Genomic DNA, 23,243 nt, shown 5'->3' with positions numbered 1-23,243 from the left:
ATCATCATTTAAATCCTATTTCCATTTCGTTTGTTTCCTGTTATACTTTAACATGATATTCTGACAAAAAAGTTTATATTTTAATAAGAAAGGACGATGAATTGATATGATCGATATTCATTGTCATATCCTTCCTGGTGTGGATGACGGTGCGAAACATATGGAAGACAGTGTTCAAATGGCAAAAAGTGCCGTATCACAAGGGATTAACACGATTATTGCCACACCGCACCACTTAAATGGTAGCTATGATAACTATAAAGAAGATATATTAGTAGCCGTGGATCAATTAAATGATAGATTACAAGCAGAAGCTATTCCTCTTACCATTCTTCCAGGACAAGAAACACGCATAAACGGAGATATGTTAGATGACTTAGAGAACGGACAACTGCTACCACTAAATGATACAAGCGGATATTTATTCGTAGAGTTTCCATCCAATCATGTGCCGCGATATACGAAACAATTAATGTTTGATTTACAATTGCAAGGAATCAAACCGATTATTGTACACCCAGAACGCAACAAAGAATTAATCGAAAATCCTAATATTTTATATGATTTGGTAAGCAATGGTACGCTAACCCAAGTTACCGCAGCAAGCGTCGCAGGGAGATTTGGTAAGAAAATCAAGAAATTCAGCCTGCAGTTAATTGAAGCAAACTTAACGCATTTTATTGCATCTGATGCGCATAATATAACGAGTAGAGGTTTTGTGATGCAAGAAGCACATGGAGTTATCAAAGATAATTATGGTACTTCACTGGTTTACTGGTTTATGGAAAATGCGCAATGCTTAGTGAATGGGGATCATGTAGTAGGCGATGTCCCAGAGAAAATAAAAAGAAAGAAGATTATGGGAATTTTTTAGTTGTGAAGAACTATCTGTTAGAGTTAACTTTTAAAGGTGCATTTTAGTTGAATGTTTAAATATGTTTTGGAGGACTGTTATCTATTATGAAAAAAGTAAGAAAAGCGATCATTCCAGCAGCAGGACTAGGAACTAGATTCTTACCTGCCACGAAAGCGATGCCGAAGGAAATTTTACCAATTGTCGATAAACCAACGATACAATATATAGTAGAAGAAGCGATTGCATCTGGAATAGAAGATATTATAATTGTAACCGGTAAAGGTAAGCGTGCAATTGAAGACCATTTCGACCATAATTTTGAATTAGAAGATAACCTATTGAAGAAAGGTAAGTTTGATCTATTAGAAAAGACGAAGCAACCAGCAGAAGTGGATATTCACTACATACGTCAAAAAGAACCTTTAGGCTTAGGACATGCTGTATGGTGTGCACGTAAATTTATTGGCGACGAACCATTCGCAGTATTACTTGGCGATGACATTGTTCAGTCGGAAACCCCATGTCTAAAGCAATTAATCAATGAATACGAAAGTACAGGTGGATCAGTTATTGGTGTGCAACAGGTTCCAGAGCATGAAACACACCGTTATGGAATTGTTGATCCAAAGGAACAGCATGGTGATAACTATTCGGTAAATAAATTTGTTGAAAAACCTAAACCTGGAACAGCACCATCCAACCTAGCAATAATGGGACGTTACGTATTATCACCTACTATTTTTCAATATTTAGAACAGAAAGAAGTAGGTGCTGGTGGCGAGATTCAATTAACCGATGCGATTCAGCGATTAAATGAATCTCAAAGTGTATTCGCGTATGACTTTGCCGGCAAACGTTATGACGTTGGCGAAAAGCTAGGATTTATCAAAACAACGATCGAATTTGCACTGCAAAATGACGAAATTGGGGATGAAGTGCAAAAAATCATTAACCAATTAGCTGTGGGAAGCAGCAAGGTAAAACAATAATTCTGAACCATGGAAGGGATGGCCCAAATGGGTTATAAAAAACGAATTTTATTATTAATGTTATTAGATTCTCTGATTGTTAGTACAGCGATTTTTATAGCTTCATGGATTGTTTACCCTGATATTCCATACTTTGAAGTTGGAACAATGGCGATTACAGCGATCGCCTTACTATTGTTTCATCACTTTTTTGCGTTTGTCTATAAGCTGTACCATAAAGTTTGGGCTTATGCGAGTATAGGGGAATTAATCGCAATTGTGAAGGCAATCACTTTCACAATAGTGGCGACAGGGATTGTACAATTTTTAGCTAATGATTTCACTATTTACAGAAGAGCTCTTCTTGTAACGTGGTTATTACATATTATCTTAATTGGTGGCTCAAGATTTGTTTGGAGAGTTTACCGTGATCAATATCTGCAAGACAAGGAAAATAGAGATCGTACATTAATAGTCGGGGCTGGCGCAGCTGGGGCGATGATTGCTAGACAATTAAAGAATGAACAACAACATACTGATCTATTACCTGTTGCATTTGCGGATGACGATATGGCAAAACATAAAATGCAATTGTATGACCTTCCTGTAGCAGGGAGTACAAAAGAAATCCCAGATTTAGTGAAAAATCTAGAAATCGATCATGTGGTGATTGCGATTCCATCTTTAACAAATGGTGCATTATCAGAATTAGTTGCCATTTGTAACAGTACTAATGTAAAAGTACAGATGGTTCCAAAGATAGAAGACATTGTGTCAGGAAAAATTTCAGTAAGTTCACTAAAAAATGTTGATGTAGAAGATGTATTGGGTAGAGAACCTGTTGAGTTAGACATTAACTCTATTTCAGAGTATGTAACGGGTAATACAGTCATGGTTACTGGTGCAGGTGGATCGATAGGATCGGAGATTTGTAGACAATTAACGCGATTCACACCTTCGAAAATATTATTAGTTGGACATGGTGAATTCAGTATTTATTCTATTGATATGGAGCTTCGACAAAAATGTCAACAAAAAGATATCGAAATTTTGCCAATAATTGCAGATGTACAAGATCGTGAACGAATCTTTGAAATTGTACAAGAGCACAACCCAAGAATTATTTATCATGCAGCAGCGCATAAACATGTACCATTAATGGAATATAATCCACATGAAGCAGTAAAAAATAATATTATTGGAACGAAAAATGTAGCGGAAGCGGCAGATGAATTTGGCACTCATACTTTTGTTTTAGTTTCCACTGATAAAGCCGTTAATCCTACAAATGTAATGGGAGCAACTAAGCGAATCGCGGAAATGGTTGTTCAAGACTTAGCAACCCGAAGTAAATCGAAATTTGTTGCGGTACGATTTGGTAACGTACTTGGTAGTCGTGGTAGTGTAATCCCATTATTTAAAAAACAAATTGAAGAAGGTGGACCGGTGACGGTCACACATCCAGATATGACACGCTATTTTATGACTATTCCAGAAGCGTCAAGACTTGTAATACAGGCTGGTACTTTAGCAGAAGGTGGAGAAACTTTTGTGTTGGATATGGGTGAACCTGTAAGAATAGTAGATTTAGCAAAGAACCTTATTAAACTATCTGGATATACGGAAGAAGAAATCCCGATAGAATTTACCGGTATTAGACCTGGTGAGAAGATGTATGAGGAGTTGCTTGGGAAAGATGAGGTTCATCCTGAAGCAATTTTTGAGAAGATTTATGTTGGGAAGACTATAGAAGTGGAAAGAATACACTTATTGGAATTGATTGCTAGTTTCACTAGTTATAAGAATAAAAAGCAGTTAAAAGAACTGTTGATGGATGTTGTATACGCAGAGAGTAAGAAAAAAGTAGAAATAGCTAAATAATAGATAATCTTTGTAATGTATTATGATAAATAATTTTAACATTTATTACTTTACATTGCGAAGGTTATATTACATTGTAGAAAAAATTGATAGATAGGGTATTGTCCTCTTAACTTTTATCAATAGAGGTACTCGGTCATAACTGTGGGAGTTTGTCGAGGTGTGGTGTGAGACGGGGAAGATGCTCCTTATTCGTAAGGGTATATTTGTTCAATAATTACAAATCCATTATTTAGGTGATCTTAGTTCTAAGCGAGGAAGTTAAACATTCGATGGAGTTGTTTAATGTAGTGATGTTCTTATACGCCGGGAGTGTTCCACTTTTGAATTTTGTCTAAGTTAATGGTCTTTTCTAGTGGTTGGTTGAAGGAAGAAACTTGGCGAAGAAGTAAATATCTATTTTGTGTTTGTTTAAATGATTGAATAGAAATTATGAGGTGGCTATCCTATTTAAATTGATATTTAATTTAGTTGATTAGTTATAGTTCGTTGAAAGAGTGCTTTAATTAAGTACTAACGAACTAAAAAACTTTCGAGGAGTGTAACGGAAATGTACATAAAAATAAAAAGGTTTATAGATATTGTTATTTCTTTAATAGGGTTGGTTATACTATCCCCCATTTTTTTTATTCTTATTGTAGGAATTAAATTAGATTCAAAAGGTCCTGTCCTATTCAAGCAAGAGCGTGTCGGAATTAATAAAACACTTTTTAATATGTTAAAGTTTCGTACGATGAGATTTGATACACCAAAGGACACGCCAACTCATTTGCTAGAAAATCCAGTGCAGTACATTACTAGAATGGGGAAACTTTTGAGAAAGACTTCACTTGATGAGCTACCTCAAATCTGGAATATTTTTATTGGTCAAATGAGTATTATTGGCCCTAGGCCAGCGCTTTGGAATCAGTATGACTTGATCGCTGAACGGGATAAGTATGGGGCTAATGATGTGCCACCAGGTTTAACTGGATGGGCTCAGATTAATGGTAGAGATGAACTTCCAATAAAAATAAAGGCCAAGTTGGATGGGGAGTATGTTAGGGAAATGGGCTTCTCTTTGGATGTCAAATGTTTCTTCGGTACCATTGCCAGTGTTTTGAAGAGTGAGGGTGTTGTTGAGGGTAGAAGTGAAAATAAGAAAGAAGCAGCAAGCAATAAAAAGACTAGTTCATAGTGCAAACAGTTAGTTTATGGAGGTGTAGCGGTGTTATTAGTCACAGGAATTACTGGACATACGGGAAGATATTTCTTACAAGAACTTATCAATCACAAATATCGAGGTGCAATCCGCTGTATTGTAAGGGAATCTTCTGACACTTCATTGATAGACAACAGTGGCTTAAATATAGAAAAAGTGTCTGGAGATCTAGATGATCCAAACTTTATTAATACTGTAATGAATGATGTTGAAACAATAATGCACATTTATAATATTCACCATTCACCATTAATAGTAAAAACGGCTATTAACAAAAATGTAAAAAGAGCCATATTGATACACACCACGGGGATTTATTCCGAATTTAAATACGCATCAGAAGAATATAAAAGGATAGAACAAAAAATTAAGGAACTTACAAACGATCCAAAATGTCTGACTAAAGTAACTATTTTGAGACCCTCTATGATATATGGAGATCTTTGTGATAGAAATATGAGTAAGTTTATTAAGATGATAGATAAGCTTAGGGTTATGCTTGTAATCAACGGCGGAAATAGTTTAATCCAACCAGTGAATGCTAGAGACTTAGGGGCGGCATTTTATACTGTTCTAACGACTTCACATGAAACTGATGGGAAAGCATATGATTTAACTGGCGAAAAACCAATCAAAATAGTTGATGCTCTTAAGTTAATAAGCAACGAATTCAACAAAAAAACTGTTTTTATTAGTGTACCTATAGATGTTGGTGTATTAATGGCAAAAATTTTTAAAATTGTATCATTTGGAAAAGTTGATTATATTGAAAAAGTTCAAAGAATGGGTGAAGATAGAAGTTATTCACACAAGAGTGCAACTAATGATTTTGGATACAAACCAATGTCGTTCAAAAATGGGATAAAGATTGAAGTTGCAGAATACGTGGAGGCAAAGCAGAAAAATGAATAAAATATTAATTTTAGCAAATCACTTTATTACAATATATGCTTTTAGAAAAGAATTAGTAAAAGAATTAATAGAAAAAGGTAACGAAGTTTATCTTGCTTTACCAGAGTCCGATGAGAATGAATTTTTTCAAAATATGGGATGTAAAATAATCGAAACACCAATTGAAAGAAGGGGTACAAACCCTCTTTCTGATATTAAATTATTATTTAAGTATCTAAAAGTAATTCGAAGTATTAAACCAGATATAGTTCTCACTTATACAATAAAACCTAATATTTATGGAGGAATTGCAACTAGATTCTGTCAAACAAAGGCTATACATACAGTGACTGGTTTAGGATCTATTTATATTCAAGAAATGTGGCAAAAAAAAATTGCAATCTTTTTAAATAGAATAGCTTTTAAATCAGCCTCAAAAATTGTGTTTTTAAATGAAGAAAATAAGAACTTCTATAATCAAATAGGTATAATTTCTACTAATCAAAATACTATGCTAGTCCCGGGATCAGGAGTTAATTTAGAGAATTTCAAATACGAGCAACAACCGAATGATACGAATATTACTTTTACCTTTGTAGGAAGAGTACTAAGAGATAAAGGGATTGAAGAATACTTAACGGCTGCGAAAGAACTTGCTTTAATATATGGCAATATTAAATTCGAGGTAGTTGGATTTGTAGATGAAGAAAAATATATAGATATCCTTAAACGATATGATAATGAAGGGTTAATAAATTATTTAGGAAAAAGAGAAGATATTCTTGATATAATGAAAAAATCAAGTTGTATTGTCCTACCTTCTTATGGAGAAGGTAGAGGTACAGTGCTTCAAGAAGGTGCTTCTGTTGGCAGACCTTTAATCACATGTGATACTTATGGTTGTAAAGATAATGTAGAAAATGGATATAATGGATATTTATGCAAAGTTGCAGATGCAGAATCCCTTAAAAATGCAATGGATAAATTCATAAATTTACCATTAGAAGAAAAGACTTTAATGGGAAAAAGAAGTCGAAAAAAAGCAGAGAAAGAATTTGATCGAAAAATAGTAATAAAAGCTTATATAATGGCAATTAATAAAATAATTAATTATGGGGGATGAAACCGTGAGTTTATATGAAAAAATTCTGAATAAAGATGATAAAATAGCAGTGGTTGGATTAGGGTATGTCGGGATGCCAATCGCAGTTTCATTTGCTAAAAAAGTAGATGTGATTGGTTTTGATTTAAATGAAGAGAAAATTAAATTATATATTTCTGGCATGGATCCTACAAATGAAGTTGGTAATGAAGTTATTAAAAAAACATCTGTAAACTTCACTTCAGATGAAACAATGCTTCAAGAAGCTAAATTTCATCTAGTTGCGGTTCCAACACCAATTAATTCTGATAAAACACCTGATCTTGCCCCAGTTGAAGGTGCGAGTTCCATAATAGGTAGAAATCTTACCAAAGGTTCTATTGTAGTATATGAGTCTACTGTATACCCAGGAGTTACAGAAGATATTTGTATTCCTATTTTAGAAAAGGAATCAGGATTGAAATGTGGGGTTGACTTTAAAGTTGGTTACTCACCCGAGCGAATTAATCCTGGTGATAAAATACATACTATTGAAAATATTATAAAAATCGTCTCTGGTGTAGACGAAGAGAGTTTAGAAGAAATTGCAAAAATTTATGAACTAGTTATCAATGCCGGCGTTCATAAAGCTAGTTCGATTAAAGTAGCTGAGGCTGCTAAGGTTGTGGAAAATAGTCAACGTGATATCAATATAGCCTTTATGAATGAACTTGCCATGGTATTTGATCGTATGAACATTGATACAAAAGAAGTCATTGAGGCAATGAACACTAAATGGAATGCGTTGAAATTTTATCCAGGACTTGTAGGGGGACATTGTATAGGGGTTGACCCTTATTATTTCGTGTATGAAGCTGAAAAATTAGGCTATCATAGCCAAATTGTTTTATCAGGAAGAAAGATTAATGATGGGATAGGAAAGTTTGTTGCTGATGCTATAATCAAAAAGCTAATTTTAAGTAACAAAGTAGTCAAACAGTCTAAAGTTGTCATATTAGGGACTACATTTAAAGAGAACACTCCTGACACTAGAAATTCAAAAGTTTTTGATATTATTGAAAGTTTAAAAGATTATGGCATAGAACCTGATGTTGTAGACCCAGTAGCAAATACTGAAGAAGCAGGAAGAGAATATGGAATAGACTTGTCGGATATCAATGATATAGAAAATGCCGATTGTCTAGTGTTAGCTGTTGCCCATGAGGAATTCAGAAGAATGAGTTGGGAAGAAATAGACTCATTATATGGTGATTATAATAATAATGAAAAAGTGTTAATAGATATTAAAAGCATTCTAGATAAAGAAGACCTTGAAAGACAAGGATACAATTATTGGAGATTGTAAACCTTCCCTAATAGATGGATGCTAGATTACGAGGTGTATTTAAATGAAAATACTTCAGATTGCCACTGGAGTTAGCTATTCAAAAGTATATAATAACTTATTTTCGTCATTCAAAAAAAATGCTGTTGAATTTGAGGTCTATATCCCACAACATCAAGATAAGGCGGTGAGTATTATTACAAAGAAAGAATTTCCATTCGATTTTTACTCAAGAAAAATAATTAAACCGTATGATAAATTTTTGTATTTCACAAAAATAAATAGAATGACAAAAGATGTTGAGGATAATTTTGATTTGTCAAGTATTTCAGTGATTCACTCACATAGTCTATTTAATGATGGTGCTGTAGCATATCAAATTAAAAAGAAATACAAAATACCATATATAGTAGCAATAAGAGATACAGATGTTAATCAGTATTTTCGTAAAGCTATTCATCTAAGGAAAAAAGCGATTAATATTTTGCGAAATGCAGAGAATATAATCTTTATATCAAAATCATACGAAAAGTACGTATTTAATAAATTCATTCCAGAAAAACACCGAAGTGAACTATTAAGGAAATCAAAAGTAATACCTAACGGCATTACAGATTTTTGGTTAAATAATAAGTATATTAAAAATAACAAGAAAGACAATAATGAATTTCGACTAATATTTGTAGGACAAATTACTAAACGGAAAAACATTTTAAAGATTGCAGAAGCCTCTAATTTATTAGAAAATAAATATAATAAAAAAATTGATTTGGTTATAATAGGAGAAAAGAAAGACGAACAATATTTTAATAAAATTTCTAGTATAAGATCATTTGAATATATTCCTTATCTAAAAAAAGAAAAGTTGATTAATTATTATAGAAATTCAGATATTTTTGTAATGCCTTCAATAACCGAGACCTTTGGATTAGTGTATGCTGAAGCAATGAGTCAAGGACTACCCGTCATTTATTCAAAAGGACAAGGATTTGATGGGCAATTTGAAGATGGCGAAGTAGGATATAGGATCGATCCGTTAAATGCCTTAGATATTGCAGATAAAATAAAAATTACTATTGATAACAAAGAGAATATTATGCAAAGATGTTACAAAAATGCAGATAAGTTTAATTGGAATAGTATTTCTAAACAATATCTAAGGTTATATAAACAAATAAAAACGTAAATGAAGAATTATGCCTACTTTACAATGAACAATTTTTTGATACTGATGAATTGTGTAATTAAGATGTTAAATAGCTTCAAATTTGAAAGTTAAAAAAAGCTAATCACATGAAATTGTTCTCGTTAGGTATCATACTTCATAGCAGAAGTATAAATACTTATATACTATGGGGGGGATTAAGATACTAATATACTTGATTATTTTTATTATTATCTTTTCGATCGGTCTATTTTATAGTAAATATTGGAATAATTCGCGATTGTATTCGAAAGTATACTTAATATCTTCTTTTATAATACTTTTTATAATTTCTAGTATACGTGCTGAGAGTGTTGGAACAGATACGGATAACTATCTTAGAGGATTTAAAGTGATTAAAAATACATCTTGGAATAGAATGTTTGAAGCTGAGAGATGGGAATTTGGTTACATATTTTTGAATAAACTTTCAGCATATATTTCTAATAATGACCAGATTATTTTGTTTGTAACAAGTTTTGTTTTCCTTTTTGGAATAGGTTATTTTATTTATAAAAATTCGAATAATGTTGTATTTAGCCTATACCTGTTTGTCTCATTATTTCTCTACTTTTTTTCATTTAATGGAATTAGACAGGCAATTGCAATGTCTATAATAGCTTCAGGATTTCATTTGATCCGTGAGAGAAAACTAAAAAAATATTTAGTAATTGTTTGTATAGCTTCACTATTCCATATAACAGCAATACTCATGATAGGTATATATTTTATTTATAGTATTAAGCTCACTAAAAAAAATATAATTTTCATATTGGTAACCTTTGTTATTTTTTACAGTTTGCTTGGATCAATTATTAATTTTGTATTAACAAATATAGATAGTTTGAATTATCTTTCGAATGATGTTTCATTTGAAGGTTCAGGTTTTTTGTTCCCTTTAATTACCATAAGTGTATTATTATTATTATTTATAATTAGAATAACTGAAGGGAACACTAAATATCTTGAATATATGACGATTTTAGTACTTCTCTCATTTTTAATAAGTATAATTTCAATGAAAGTAAGTTTGATATTAAGATTAAACTATTATTTACTAATATATTATATTATTGCTATACCTTATGCATTAAATCTAGTTAGAGATAGGACGTTAAGATTTTTATTGACCTACATAACAATTGTTATAACTCTAGCATATTTAGTTATTAGAATGATAGAAGGTTGGCATGGTATTAATCCATATTTAATGTTTTGAGGTGATTAAGCTGAAGGTTTTATTCGTTTCTAGAATATATCCAAATGAATTTAGTAGTAACGGAAGGGTATTCCATAGTCAAGCACAAGAGTTAATTAAGCAAGGTTTTGAAGTAAAAGTAATATCACCTATTCCTTTTACTCCAACTCTCTTTAAAAAACACAAAAAACTTTGGGAAGAATACAGTAGGTTACCCAATAAAGCTAAGTATGATGGTATAGATGTTTATTACCCCAGATATATAAAGATTCCTAATAAGTTACTCAATAAAGTTACAAGGAAATTAAGTGACACTTCTTTTATTAACGCAGTTATGAGTGTGATTAATCGTGAGATGGAGAGTTTTGAATTTGACTTAGTTCACTGTCATATGACTTATCCAGATGGTTTAGTAGGGAAAAGTATAATAGAAAAGTATAAGGTACCTTTTGTCTTATCAGCTAGAAGTTCCGACCTTGACATTTCAATAAATAAAGGTATTGTCAAGGATAAAATGTTACAAATATATAACTTATCTGACGCAATTATAACGCCTAGCCCACAACTTAGGCAAAAGTTAAAAGAGAATTTCAATTATGATTCGACATTAATTGGCAATGGTATTTATCCTGAAAAATTAAAATATGTAACTAACGTTGATTTTAATAGTGAAAATAGAAACATAATTTTAAGTGTTAGTAATTTAATGAAAACTAAAGGTATTCAATATAATATAAAAGCAATGTCAAAATTAGTTAAAGAATTCCCTGATCTCCTGTATATTGTAATAGGAGATGGGGATTATAAAAATGAGTTAGTAGATTTAACAAGCGAATTAAATCTAATGGACCATGTAGTGTTTTTAGGTAATATCGATCATTATGTTGCTATGCAATATATGAAAAAATGTGATATATTCTGTTTGCCAAGTTGGAGAGAGACTTTTGGATTAGTGTATTTAGAAGCTATGTACTTCAATAAACCAGTAATATTATGCGAAAATCAAGGAATTCATGGGATAGTTATAGATAATGACAGTTGCAAAGTTGTGAAGCCACATTCAGAGGAGGAAGTATATAAATCTATTAAGTTTCTACTTTTGGATAAAGAAAAAAGAGATGAAATAAGCAAAAAAGGAAATTCACTCGTTAAAAACCACTATACTTGGGAAAAAATAGGGGATAACCTCAAGGATTTGTATATCTCTGTTAATAATATTGATTAATAAATTGAAAATTCAGATGGCAATAAAATTGATATTAATTATATATTTGCTTTAAAGAGCAGTTAAAGTTATTAAGTATATTTTTAAAAAAAGAGAGAAAAGACAAATTGTAATTAGAGAGTCCAGTTTATAACTCAATATCGTTTGTGAAATTCTAGAGATTAGATTTAATTATTGAAAGTTTTTTGATAAAGATACTATGTATAAAAGGGAAGTAATTAATAATGAAAATACTCCATTTGTTTTTAAGTACAAATTATGCGGCAACAAAAGCTATAATGAGGCTAATAAATGACAATTTCCATCAGCAAAATTATGAATTAGTTATAATTGATAATGAAGAAAATATACCAAATGAAATAAAAAAAAATAAAAATGTACAAATAATTAACAAAACAACAGGCGTGTATAATATTGGTAACATTATATTTAATAAAATAAAATACAATGAAAAGGTACTAATGCATTCAATAAGCCAATTAAATAATGTTACTAAATTAAAAATATTACTAAGACCAAAATTATTTAAAAAGATAACATGGATTGCATGGGGTTCTGATTTATACGAGTGGAAGACAACCTCTAAAAGTTGGAGAAGTTGTCTTAGTAGAATAATAGAATGGTCATTTAGGAAAAAGATAATTAGATTTGTAGGGATTTTTCCTCCAGATATTGATTATTTTAAACGACAATTTAATTCTAAAGCAAAAACTTTTTATGCACCTTATCCAGGAGCGATATATAATCCTATTTATAATACAAAATTTAAAAATCAAAATATTAATGATAAGATTCAAAAGAATTCAGCGATAAATATACAAATAGGTCATCAAAGCAATCCAATACTTAAGCATATTGAAGTATTACAAGATTTAAAAAAATTCAAAAATGAAAATATAAAGATTTACCTGCCCTTGAACTATGGTGACAAAGTTCATGGAGATAAAGTGGAACAAATAGCAAAAGAATTATTTGGGGATAAAGCTATATGTATAAGAGATAAAATGGCTTTGGATGATTATATGTCTTTTTTGTCATCAATAGATATAGCAATATTTAATACTAATAGACAAATCGGGTTAGGTAACATTAATCCACTGCTATTTATGCAAAAAAAGATATTCATTCCCAAAAATTCTGTAATGTATGATTTCTTTCATTCGGAAGATATTAGTATCGTAGACTATAATGATATAAAGAGTGAATCTTTTAGTTCATTTATTAAAGAAATAAATACGGAAAACGGCAAAAAATATATTCAGGTGAATCACTTAAATATAGAAAACAACATTAAAATGTGGAAAAAGGTTTTTGAGAATTAATTATCAACGCATTTTTCACTATATTGTAAAGAGGTTGTATTTATGTCAGTAACTATTAAAGGGATTTTGTGGAGTTTTATAGATTTATTATCAAAACAAGGAATTACTTTAATTATTCAAATAACTCTAGCTCACCTATTACTCCCTGAACACTTTGGTTTAATTGGGATGATAACAATATTTTTAGCTATTTCGACTTCCTTAATTCAAAGCGGTTTAGATCAAGCTTTAATTCGCGAAAAAGAACCTGGACATAGCGATTATTCTACGGTTTTTTTCTTCAATTTAGCACTGTCGCTTCTTTTATATATACTAATTTTTATCTCATCACCACTAATTGCCTCATTTTATGGAGAGCCAGAATTAATTCCAATAATAAGAGTATTAATGCTAGTAGTTATAATAAATGCCTTAACAGTAATCCAACGTGTTATTTTAATTCGTAATATTGATTTTAAAACTCAAACCAAAATCACTGTCATTGCAGGAATAATTTCTGGAATTACAGCAATACTTTTAGCTTTAAATGGGTTTGGAGTCTGGAGTTTAGTAGCGCAACAACTTACAATGCAATTATTAATAATGTTTTTATTATATTTTCACAATAAGTGGTTCCCTTCATTAATATTTGATGTTGCTTTATTTAAAAAGTATTTTGCTTTTGGATATAAATTGATGTTATCTGGATTAATTGATACCATATATAAGAATATCTATTTTGTATTAATAGGTCGTATGTATCCGGCTGAATTGCTAGGTTATTATACTAATGCATCAAAGTTAAGAGATACATCAACAACAGCACTTAGTCAAGCACTTCAGAGAGTAACATACCCAATGCTAAGCCAAATGCAAGATGAATCAGAGCGACTAGTAGCAAATTATAAAAAATTATTACAAATGACTTCTTACTGCATATTCCCTTTAATCTTAGGATTGGTGGCAATAGCTCCAAATTTAATTCCATTTTTGCTAGGGAATAAATGGCTACCTTCTGTGAGTTATTTTCAATTATTATGTTTAGCTGGTATGTTGTATCCTATTCACGCAATAAATTTAAATGTATTAAAAGTAAAGAATCGTTCAGATTTATTTTTATCTTTGGAAATAGTCAAAAAAGTAGCCTTAACTATTTTTATAACAATTAGTGTATTACTAGACTTGGGAGTTGAGGGCTTAATTTATGCTGCGATAGTTAGCTCGTTTTTTGGTTTGTTTGTTAATACTTATTATTCAGGAAAAGAAATTAATTATTCCTTTTGGAAACAAGTGAAAGATATGATACCATCTTTTGCAATTGCTGTTATAATGGCATTCATAGTTTATATTATTGGAATATATTTGAGTGTTTGGATATTCCCCCTTTTAATAGTTCAAACAATCACAGGAGCAATTGTTTATATATTATTGAGTATTTTACTAAGGTTGAAAGTGTTTTATCTTTTTTTTGATTTAATAAAAAATATAAAGAAGTCTTATTAAAAAGAGGTGATTAGCTGATGGGTATAAATGTAACACGATCGTCTATGCCGCCATTAGAGGATTATATTAATGAAATTAGTGACTTATGGAATTCGCGGTGGCTAACTAACGGTGGGATGAAATATCAAGAATTTGAGACGCAGTTAACAGAATACTTAATGGTATCAAAGGCAAGTTTATTTTCAAATGGACATCTAGCTCTAGAGACTGTTCTTCAAGCTTTTAATTTGTCTGGAGAAGTTATTACTACACCTTTCACATTTGCTTCAACTACACATGCAATTGTAAGGAATAAATTAACTCCTATCTTTTGTGATATTGATCCATTTGATTTTACTATGGATGTCACTAAAATAGAAAACCTAATCACAGAAAAAACAACAGCAATTGTTCCAGTTCATGTTTATGGAAATATATGTGACATGAATAAGATACAGAAAATTGCAGATAAATATAATTTAAAAGTTATTTATGATGCAGCACATACTTTTGGTATGAAAGTAAATGGACGTGGTATAGGGGATTTCGGTGATGCATCAATGTTTAGCTTTCATGCAACTAAAGTATTTAACTCTATAGAAGGAGGAGTTGTTACTTATAAAAAATCTCAAATTAAGGAGTCATTAGATGCTATAAAGAATTTCGGTATTTCCGGAGAAGATGAAGTAGAATACATAGGCACTAATGCCAAAATGAATGAATTTCAAGCAGCAATGGGATTATGCAACTTAAAATATATAAATGAAGAAATAAGAAAGAGAAAAATAGTATACGAACGTTATAAGGAAAGGTTATCTCATATAAAAGGAATTAGAATAAGAGTTGATCAACCAAATGTAGAAAATAATTATGCTTATTTCCCTATAATATTAGATGATTACATATACCATAGAGACGAACTATTAGCTAAATTAAAACAAAACAATATAATCGCAAGGAAGTATTTTTATCCATTAACTAGCAATTTTGAATGCTATAAGGGTTTATTTAAAAATAGTATTACGCCAATAGCTGAACAGATAGCGAACAATGTGTTAACTTTGCCACTATACTCTGATTTAAGTTTAAATGATGTAGACCATATTTGTGATTTAATAATAGAATAAATGGAGGGGATATATATGAAGGGAATTATTCTAGCTGGTGGTTCAGGTACTAGGCTATATCCATTGACTAAATCTGTTTCAAAGCAAATATTGCCTGTTTATGATAAACCTATGATTTATTATCCATTATCAGTATTAATGTTAGCTGGTATTCGAGAAGTACTTATAATAACTACCAAACGAGATTTGCCAGATTTTGAAGAATTACTAGGTAACGGAGAAAAGCTAGGTATGCATTTCGAATATAAAATACAAGAAAAACCAAATGGATTATCAGAGGCATTTATTTTAGGTGAAGATTTTATTGGTGATGATAATGTTGCACTTGTATTAGGAGACAATGTGTTTTATGGATCTAACTTTAGTAATCAATTACAAAGGGCGTTTTCATTAGAAGAAGGTGGATTGATTTTTGGATGTTATGTCAATGATCCAAGAGCATACGGCGTAGTAGAAGTTGATGATAATAACAATGCTATATCGATTGAAGAGAAACCAACACAACCAAAATCATCTTATGCTGTTCCAGGTTTATATTTTTTTGATAATAATGTAATAGAGTATGCTAAAAAGGTAAAACCATCACCAAGAGGCGAATTGGAAATAACCTCTCTAATTGAACAATATTTACAACAAAAAAAATTGAAAGTGGAACTAACGGGTAGAGGATTGGCGTGGTTAGATACTGGTACACATGAGGCGTTATTAGAAGCATCTAACTTTGTTGAGGCTATTCAAAAAAGACAAGGATTATATATAGCATGTGTTGAAGAAATTGCGTTTCGAAAAGGTTATATTGATGTAAATCAATTAGAAAAATTATCGCAACCATTATTGAAAACAGCATATGGAAAATACATTCAAGAAATTGTGAATGTAAGTCGAGGAGGGAACACATGAATGTTTTAGTTACTGGTGGAGCGGGATTTATTGGTGGCAATTTTGTACACTATATGATAGATAAATACCCGGATTATCATATATATAATATTGATAACTTAACTTATGCTGGAGATTTAACAAAACATAGAAACATAGAAATGTTACCAAACTATCATTTTCTTAAGACTGATATAACGGACAGAAGAAAAATATTTAAATTGTTTGAAGAGTATCATTTTGATTATGTGATTCATTTTGCTGCTGAAAGTCATGTAGATCGTTCTATATCTGATTCTGAAATTTTTATACGCACAAATGTATTGGGGACTCAAATATTATTAGATGCTACGAAAGAATTCAATGTTAAAAAGTTTGTCCATGTGTCAACAGATGAAGTGTATGGAGAATTAAATTTTGACCCTGATACATTTTTCACTGAAGATTCTCCGATTCAACCAAACAGTCCTTATTCCGCTAGTAAAGCATCTTCAGATTTGCTAGTACGTGCTTACTATGAAACATATGCTATGCCAGTAAATATAACAAGGTGCTCAAATAACTACGGACCTTATCACTTTCCGGAAAAATTGATTCCATTAACGATCTCTCGTGTTTTAAATGATGAAAAAGTTCCTATATACGGAGATGGAAGAAATATCCGTGATTGGTTACATGTGTATGATCATTGCAATGCAATTGATCTTGTTATGCATGATGCACCATTTGGTGAAGTATATAACATCGGTGGTCATAACGAAAAAACAAATTTAGAAGTTGTTAAAACAATTATTCAAGTATTAAATAAATCTGAAGATTCAATTGAATTTGTAAAGGATCGATTAGGGCATGACAAGCGATATGCAATTGATCCAAATAAATTAGAAAAGCTAGGTTGGAAGCCTACTTATGATTTTGAATCAGGAATTAACCAAACGATTAACTGGTATCTAAATAATAAAGATTGGTGGCAAAGTATTATAGAAGGTGATTATCATCAGTACTTTGAGCATCAATATAATTTTAAAAAATAAGTATACTAGCTATAGGAGTGTGTGCATTGAAAAAGAGAGTCGCAGTATTTCCAGCAGGTACAGAAATAGGTCTAGAAGTTCATAGAGCTTTATCTTATTCCACACATTTTGAGTTATATGGGTTTTCTAGCACTTCAGATCATGCAAAATATGTTTATAAAAACTATGATGAGACTTTACCATATTTTAATTCTGAATCATTTATTACAACTTTAAATAACTTACTTGACAAATACTCCATTACTTATATATATCCAGCACATGATGATGTACAACTTTTCTTAACGGAAAATGAAACTAAAATACATGCAAAAGTTATAACTTCAACTTTAAATAGTGTTACTATTTGTCGTTCTAAATTACAAACTTACCAATATTTTAAAAAGACTGAATTTGTTCCTAAAGTGTATGATGAAGACAATATTCCTGAAATATATCCTGTGTTTGCTAAACCCGATATTGGACAAGGATCTAAAGGAGTACGTTTAATAAAAAATAAAACAGAATTTAAAGAAGTAATAGGGAATAAAGAGAAAATGGCGATTGTTGAGTATTTACCTGGTGAGGAGTATACGGTTGATTGTTTTACGAATTATCAAGGTAGATTACTGACAGCTAATATGAGAAATAGAAAAAGAATTAGAAATGGAATTAGTGTGAATTCTCAATCCTTACCTTTGTCTAAGAAAGTAAAAGATATAGCAGAAAAAATAAATGCGAGTTTACAATTGAATGGAGCTTGGTTTTTTCAATTGAAACGAGACCGAAATAACGAGTTTAAATTATTAGAAATAGCCCCCCGAATATCCGGGACAATGGGTCTAAGCCGAAACAAGGGCATCAACTTCCCTTTATTATCTTTATTCAATTTCGAAAAATTAGATGTAAGTATTATAAATAATGAATATGATTTAGAAGTAGATCGTGCTCTCGTAAGTAGATATTATTTAAAATTTAATTACGATACAGTATATGTAGATTTGGATGATACATTAATAGTAGATCAAAAAATAAATACTACTTTGTTAATGTTTTTATATCAAGCTTTAAATAGTGATAGAAGTATTATATTAATATCAAAACACGACAAGAATATAGACAATACTTTATTAGAATATAAAATTAATAAAAATATTTTTAAGGATATTGTGCAATTGAGACAAGATGAAGATAAATCTGGATACATGAAGAGTGATCACGCAATTTTTATTGATGACTCTTTTGCAGAAAGAATTAATGTATCCAATAAGCGAGGGATTCCAGTTTTTGATAGCAGTGAAGTAGAAGGATTAATTGATTGGAGGCGATAAGTATGAGAAATGTGAAATTAGGTATAACCGGTCCTATGTCTGAAAGTAATTTCGGAGACTTTGCAATGTTCATTAATAACGTATATGAATTAGGAGTTAATGAAATAGTTGCATTTAGTTATAATAAAGGTTTTTCTCAAAAAATTATAAATGATTATTTAAATAGTTATAAGATTAAAAATGTTGAAGTTATATTGAAAGAAAGTTTAGATGGACCTGAAAAAACAAATAAAGATATTAATAAGAAAGTAGGTTATTTACCTTTCAATGCCCCTACTCTAACACCAATAGACATTTTGCATCAAATTGATAATTATAGTGAGCTTGAGTCAAATATAAAAGAAATAGATGTTTTAGTTGTTAATGGTGGAGGTTATTTTAATCATCTGTGGAATAATAGCTTATGGCGACAGGATATGCTTAAAAAAATTATCGCGCCAATATTAGTAGCCAATCAATTAAATAAGCCTATATACTTTACTGGAAATAGTTATGGTCCTTTTGATCAAAGTGAAGAGTTTTTTAACTATATATTTAATTATATAAAAAACGTTCGATTTGGAGTTAGGGACAAAATGTATTCCAATGTTTATTTAAGTCGTATAGGAATAGACTCTCAAAAACAAGTTTTTATACCAGATGATTTATTTATAATTAATAATGATTTATTAAACCTACCGAGAAAAGAATTTAAAGATTTAAGTAATATTGGAAAATATATAGCAGTAGAAATTTATTACCCTCTTGATGAACTAAAAGATATTATTGAGGATTTAAAACGATTTAGTGATGAAATATACAGTAAATATGGTTATTCAATAATATTTTTACCTTTTGATTTTAATAATGGAGGAATGAATCAAGGAGAGTTTTTAAAAAATAACCTAGAGCATTTTTATTTATATGATATTTCTAAAACAGGTTATTTACCAATTGAAGATGTGGCACATATTATAAAACAAGCTGAATTGGTATTTTGCACCAGGTATCATGCGTTGGTTTTGGCTGTTGGACAGGGTACACCAGTAATAAATATGATGAAAAAAGTGTGTAATGATCACCGCTATTATTTTAATAAAAATTATGGAATATTACAGTATGTTTTTGAGGGTATTCAATTTAACGAAATGGACTTCATTAAGAGAGATTTAGTAGAAACATTGGAATATTTAGAAGAAAATATATTAAATGTTATTAATAGTCAAAAGCAAGTATTTAATAATAAACGTTATTCAGAAAATTTAACAACTTTAAGGAACAAAAGATTGAATTATTTAGATAACATATTAAATCGCAAATAAAATTCTGACTTATATTTTCTGAGAATAAAATATATTAATATTTTTTAGTGACAAGTAAGTATAAAACCCGAGTTCGAAGTCACTAGGTAACATAGAGAACCTAACGGATTGCATCATTGATAACATTGAACCAAACCATTATCATGTTTAATAGTGGCTCACAGTTTTAGCATAATTGGGTATTCGAAGTGGATCAAAAAGATGTCATGGATCTAACGAAGTGTCGAATAGCGCACAACTTCTGCAACTAACAGGTTCTGTGCTGTATTTGACGAGTAAAAATATATGTCACTTATCACCTCAATTTATTGTTGTAATAGTGATTTTTATAATGAAAACTATCACCATTAAAAACGAATAAATGGGAAAGATGAATAAGCCTATACTGCCTCTGTTAATGTCGGACCTCCAAAAACTTGAATTGGAGGTTCGTTGTATTACTAAGATTTTGTTTCCATAACACATCGGAATCACTCGGGATAAAAACCTGCACCTTCTTTATGAAGCGGAATATGCGCTAGTTCATCTAATACCAGTAAATCCAATTTCCATTTGTGTCATCAGTTTAGAAAGAGAACCTTTCTGATTCAACTCGATTAATTTATTTGCCATAGATGCCACGGTAAAGAACTTCACTTTATTGCCAAAGCTAAGTATTACCAATAGCATCTTTGCTTTTTCAATCCGTAGCTTTGTTATATATTCGGTAATGGTTATTTTTATAGATTGCTTAAAGATACGGTGAAAAGTAGCTCGGGTGCACATGTACGACTTTTGCTAATCTTGTACTTTGATTTTATAATTATAATTCTCATGAATGTAAGCGAGTACTTGAGTAATGAAATACTCATTTCATTTATATGTTCCTTTTGATCAGTTCTATTTTTTGCCACTGAGAGTAATAATTGAATAAATAAAATATCTATAATTAACTCATTTCCCGGGTACTTTATGGTGCAGTTCTAACAAGCGAACGTAAATGATTGTAAACATAATAGACATCTTTAAAGATAAAATACTTTTCATCATCTAAAAACATCTCCATTAATCTTTCATCATGCTTCATTAAGTATTTATATTTGTGAAATGATTGCTATCCTTTCTCCATTTAAACTCTACATTCAACATTCGAGAAGAATATTTTTTTCTGCAATAATTAACTGATTCCTGAAAAGTTTTCAATTCCACTTTAAACACCACCTGTATATGGGGTTGGTAGGAAATTGTGATAGTATTTCCTGATCCATTATACAATTATATATAATTTGATGGAGGTATTAGACAAGTGATAACGCTATGTAAGGATTAACATAAAGAAATAGGTAAGAAAATATTGAGGGTAAGTACTTCTTAGGAAAAATAATAAATGGAGTGTTTCATATAATTTTGGCTATGCTATTATTAGAGAAGCTATAGTGTAAATTGAGCCTCTAAAAGGCAAGGCTGTTTTACCAAATTCAACCTAATCGATTAAATATGACCATACACATACCTGTCCGTTCATATTGTTTCTGAATCGAATATTGAGATTCGGCTAAAGTAATAGTAATAGTTTCATTATTAACTAAATGGGCTTGTGTGCCATAAGGATTTGTTTGAATCGATTGTATTGCATGCCAAAAAAGCCAAATACAACTTATATCATTAGGAGATTTTGTTGGGAAGGCATAGATTCGCTCTGTTGGGTAAATAGGTACAGGTATTTTTTGTTGAAAATCCAAATAATATTTTACAGCTTCCATTCTTCCATTGTAAGAGGATCCGCCAAATAAGCAATTTGTCTTAATAATAGTGAAAGGTGGTTCTTTTACAAAAACATCATTGGTCATTTCAATAATTTTAGATTGGTACTTCATATCATACATAGATAATATAGCAAGAGTTTCTGTTGTAATACGATATGTTTTTTGATTCATATAAGTATCCTCGACTTTTTTTGAACTTTGATTACTCTTTATTTTATTCTGAAGAGCAGAAGCAATTGAAAAAGCCAGAGTAGAAGTACTAAGTTCTACTCTGTTGTTGATTTCTATAATCTATTCACAGCCAATTCCATCACCATCTCGGTCTAAATTTGAGGCATATCCTGGATCGCCTGTTCGTACTGGTGCAGCACCAGCTTCTCTAGCTTCAGAGCAATTTTTATAGTAGACAGAACCTGAACTTGAGAATTTGCTACTTTCAACGGTAACAGAGGAATTGCTATTACCGGAAATACTGTTAGCTGTAAGGGTTTCTACTTTGCTTTTTGCATTTGCAAGTTCTGTTTCTAAATGTTCTACCTCTTGTTCTAAATCATCATTTAATATAGTTAAATTTTCTACTTCGTCTTGCATGGTATCTTTATCATTTTCTATTTCAGATTTCTCTTCTTCCAATGAGGCTGATTTTTCTTCATACTCATTAATGGTGCTTTCCAAATCGTTTTGTTGATCTTCAAAAGCTTGGAGTTGTAATTGAAATTCCTCATTATCTGATTTAAGCTTTTCATTTTCTTTAAGCAGTGAACTGCCCCCTGTCAAGTAGACAGTGGAAATAATAAAAAATGTTTATTAGGCGGCCTTAGCCCTATACTCCATGGGGCTTAGGCCGTTTAGTCGTTTTTGGTATCGTTCGTAATTATAAAATTAAATATATTCTTCAATGGCTTCAACCAACGCTTCGTACGTGTGATAGTCTTTTTGATGTAAATAATACTTTTCGCATTTCAATGTCCCCAAAAACGACTCCATTGGACCATTATCAATGCACCTTCCCACTCTCGACATACTATGCTTCACCCCAGCATTATCAATGATATATTTAAAGCCAGGTGAGGTATATTGATAACCACGATCACTATGGATTAAAGGTTTCGCATCTGATGACGTCTCTAACGCTTGTTTCAACGTGTCAAAGACCAATTGATTATTGTTAGAAGTACAGATTTTATAGCTTATAATGGATCCATCATACAAGT

At 30.8% G+C, this 23,243-nt stretch carries 19 protein-coding genes and 1 pseudogene; 17 read left to right on the top strand and 3 right to left on the bottom strand.

The features are described 5' to 3' along the window. The first annotated feature begins 106 nt into the window (after positions 1-106). The 17 genes from BM121_RS17185 (at position 107) to BM121_RS17105 (ending at position 20,284) form a co-directional block, all read left to right on the top strand. Positions 107-874 (top strand): tyrosine-protein phosphatase, encoded by a 768-nt coding sequence (locus BM121_RS17185; RefSeq protein ID WP_091485008.1) that lies wholly within the window; start codon positions 107-109, stop codon positions 872-874. Between the two features lie 86 nt (positions 875-960). Continuing rightward, the gene (gene galU, locus BM121_RS17180) at positions 961-1,845 is read left to right on the top strand and encodes a UTP--glucose-1-phosphate uridylyltransferase GalU (RefSeq protein ID WP_091485006.1); all 885 of its coding nucleotides are present in this window, start codon (positions 961-963) and stop codon (positions 1,843-1,845) included. Positions 1,846-1,872: 27 nt separating this feature from the next. Then, positions 1,873-3,705 carry a polysaccharide biosynthesis protein gene (locus BM121_RS17175; protein WP_091485004.1) on the top strand — a complete coding sequence of 611 codons (1,833 nt, stop codon included), beginning with the start codon at positions 1,873-1,875 and terminating at the stop codon, positions 3,703-3,705. A 550-nt stretch (positions 3,706-4,255) separates the two neighbouring features. Beyond that, entirely contained in the window at positions 4,256-4,882 is a 627-nt protein-coding gene (locus BM121_RS17170) for a sugar transferase (protein ID WP_091485003.1), read from the top strand. A gap of 30 nt (positions 4,883-4,912) precedes the next feature. Further along, on the top strand, positions 4,913-5,818 hold the full coding sequence (locus BM121_RS17165) for an SDR family oxidoreductase (RefSeq protein ID WP_091485001.1): 906 nt from the start codon (positions 4,913-4,915) through the stop codon (positions 5,816-5,818). Next, positions 5,811-6,920, top strand: a complete 1,110-nt coding sequence (locus tag BM121_RS17160) for a glycosyltransferase family 4 protein (protein WP_091485000.1) — start codon at positions 5,811-5,813, stop codon at positions 6,918-6,920. The genes BM121_RS17165 and BM121_RS17160 overlap by 8 nt, the downstream gene beginning before the upstream one ends. A 4-nt stretch (positions 6,921-6,924) precedes the next feature. Further along, complete coding sequence (locus BM121_RS17155; protein WP_091484998.1) at positions 6,925-8,244, top strand: nucleotide sugar dehydrogenase; 1,320 nt, start codon at positions 6,925-6,927, stop codon at positions 8,242-8,244. A 43-nt stretch (positions 8,245-8,287) separates the two neighbouring features. Then, positions 8,288-9,409 carry a glycosyltransferase family 4 protein gene (locus tag BM121_RS17150; protein WP_091484997.1) on the top strand — a complete coding sequence of 374 codons (1,122 nt, stop codon included), beginning with the start codon at positions 8,288-8,290 and terminating at the stop codon, positions 9,407-9,409. Between the two features lie 166 nt (positions 9,410-9,575). Then, on the top strand, positions 9,576-10,646 hold the full coding sequence (locus BM121_RS17145; protein WP_091484995.1) for an EpsG family protein: 1,071 nt from the start codon (positions 9,576-9,578) through the stop codon (positions 10,644-10,646). A gap of 1 nt (position 10,647) precedes the next feature. Continuing rightward, on the top strand, positions 10,648-11,850 hold the full coding sequence (locus BM121_RS17140; RefSeq protein WP_091484994.1) for a glycosyltransferase family 4 protein: 1,203 nt from the start codon (positions 10,648-10,650) through the stop codon (positions 11,848-11,850). 224 nt (positions 11,851-12,074) lie between these two features. Next, the gene (locus BM121_RS17135; protein ID WP_091484992.1) at positions 12,075-13,172 is read left to right on the top strand and encodes a TDP-N-acetylfucosamine:lipid II N-acetylfucosaminyltransferase family protein; all 1,098 of its coding nucleotides are present in this window, start codon (positions 12,075-12,077) and stop codon (positions 13,170-13,172) included. Between the two features lie 42 nt (positions 13,173-13,214). Next, the gene (locus BM121_RS17130) at positions 13,215-14,654 is read left to right on the top strand and encodes a lipopolysaccharide biosynthesis protein (protein ID WP_091484990.1); all 1,440 of its coding nucleotides are present in this window, start codon (positions 13,215-13,217) and stop codon (positions 14,652-14,654) included. Positions 14,655-14,671: 17 nt separating this feature from the next. After that, complete coding sequence (locus tag BM121_RS17125; protein WP_091484988.1) at positions 14,672-15,760, top strand: DegT/DnrJ/EryC1/StrS family aminotransferase; 1,089 nt, start codon at positions 14,672-14,674, stop codon at positions 15,758-15,760. Positions 15,761-15,775: 15 nt separating this feature from the next. Continuing rightward, a complete protein-coding gene (rfbA, locus tag BM121_RS17120; RefSeq protein ID WP_091484986.1) occupies positions 15,776-16,660 on the top strand; it encodes a glucose-1-phosphate thymidylyltransferase RfbA in 885 nt (294 codons plus the stop codon). Next, complete coding sequence (gene rfbB / locus BM121_RS17115) at positions 16,657-17,673, top strand: dTDP-glucose 4,6-dehydratase (protein WP_091484985.1); 1,017 nt, start codon at positions 16,657-16,659, stop codon at positions 17,671-17,673. The genes rfbA and rfbB overlap by 4 nt, the downstream gene beginning before the upstream one ends. Positions 17,674-17,699: 26 nt before the next feature. Then, positions 17,700-18,983, top strand: a complete 1,284-nt coding sequence (locus BM121_RS17110; RefSeq protein ID WP_091484983.1) for an ATP-grasp domain-containing protein — start codon at positions 17,700-17,702, stop codon at positions 18,981-18,983. Positions 18,984-18,985: 2 nt separating this feature from the next. Continuing rightward, entirely contained in the window at positions 18,986-20,284 is a 1,299-nt protein-coding gene (locus BM121_RS17105) for a polysaccharide pyruvyl transferase family protein (RefSeq protein ID WP_091484982.1), read from the top strand. Positions 20,285-21,741: 1,457 nt separating this feature from the next. Here BM121_RS17105 and BM121_RS17095 read toward each other — a convergent pair. The 3 genes and pseudogenes from BM121_RS17095 to BM121_RS17085 all read right to left on the bottom strand — a co-directional run. Continuing rightward, positions 21,742-22,200, bottom strand: coding sequence for a competence protein ComK (locus tag BM121_RS17095; RefSeq protein WP_091484978.1), 459 nt, complete (start codon positions 22,198-22,200; stop codon positions 21,742-21,744). Positions 22,201-22,320: 120 nt separating this feature from the next. Then, positions 22,321-22,806 (bottom strand): excalibur calcium-binding domain-containing protein, encoded by a 486-nt coding sequence (locus tag BM121_RS22310; protein ID WP_217649327.1) that lies wholly within the window; start codon positions 22,804-22,806, stop codon positions 22,321-22,323. Positions 22,807-22,836: 30 nt separating this feature from the next. Further along, a pseudogene (locus BM121_RS17085) lies at positions 22,837-23,243 on the bottom strand (transposase); the annotation flags it as partial.

It is taken from the genome of Gracilibacillus orientalis, assembly GCF_900114645.1.
GTDB classification, from domain to species: Bacteria; Bacillota; Bacilli; order Bacillales; family Amphibacillaceae; genus Gracilibacillus; species Gracilibacillus orientalis.
Note: the sequence above shows the minus strand (reverse complement) of the source record. Positions and strands in the feature narration are given on the sequence as shown.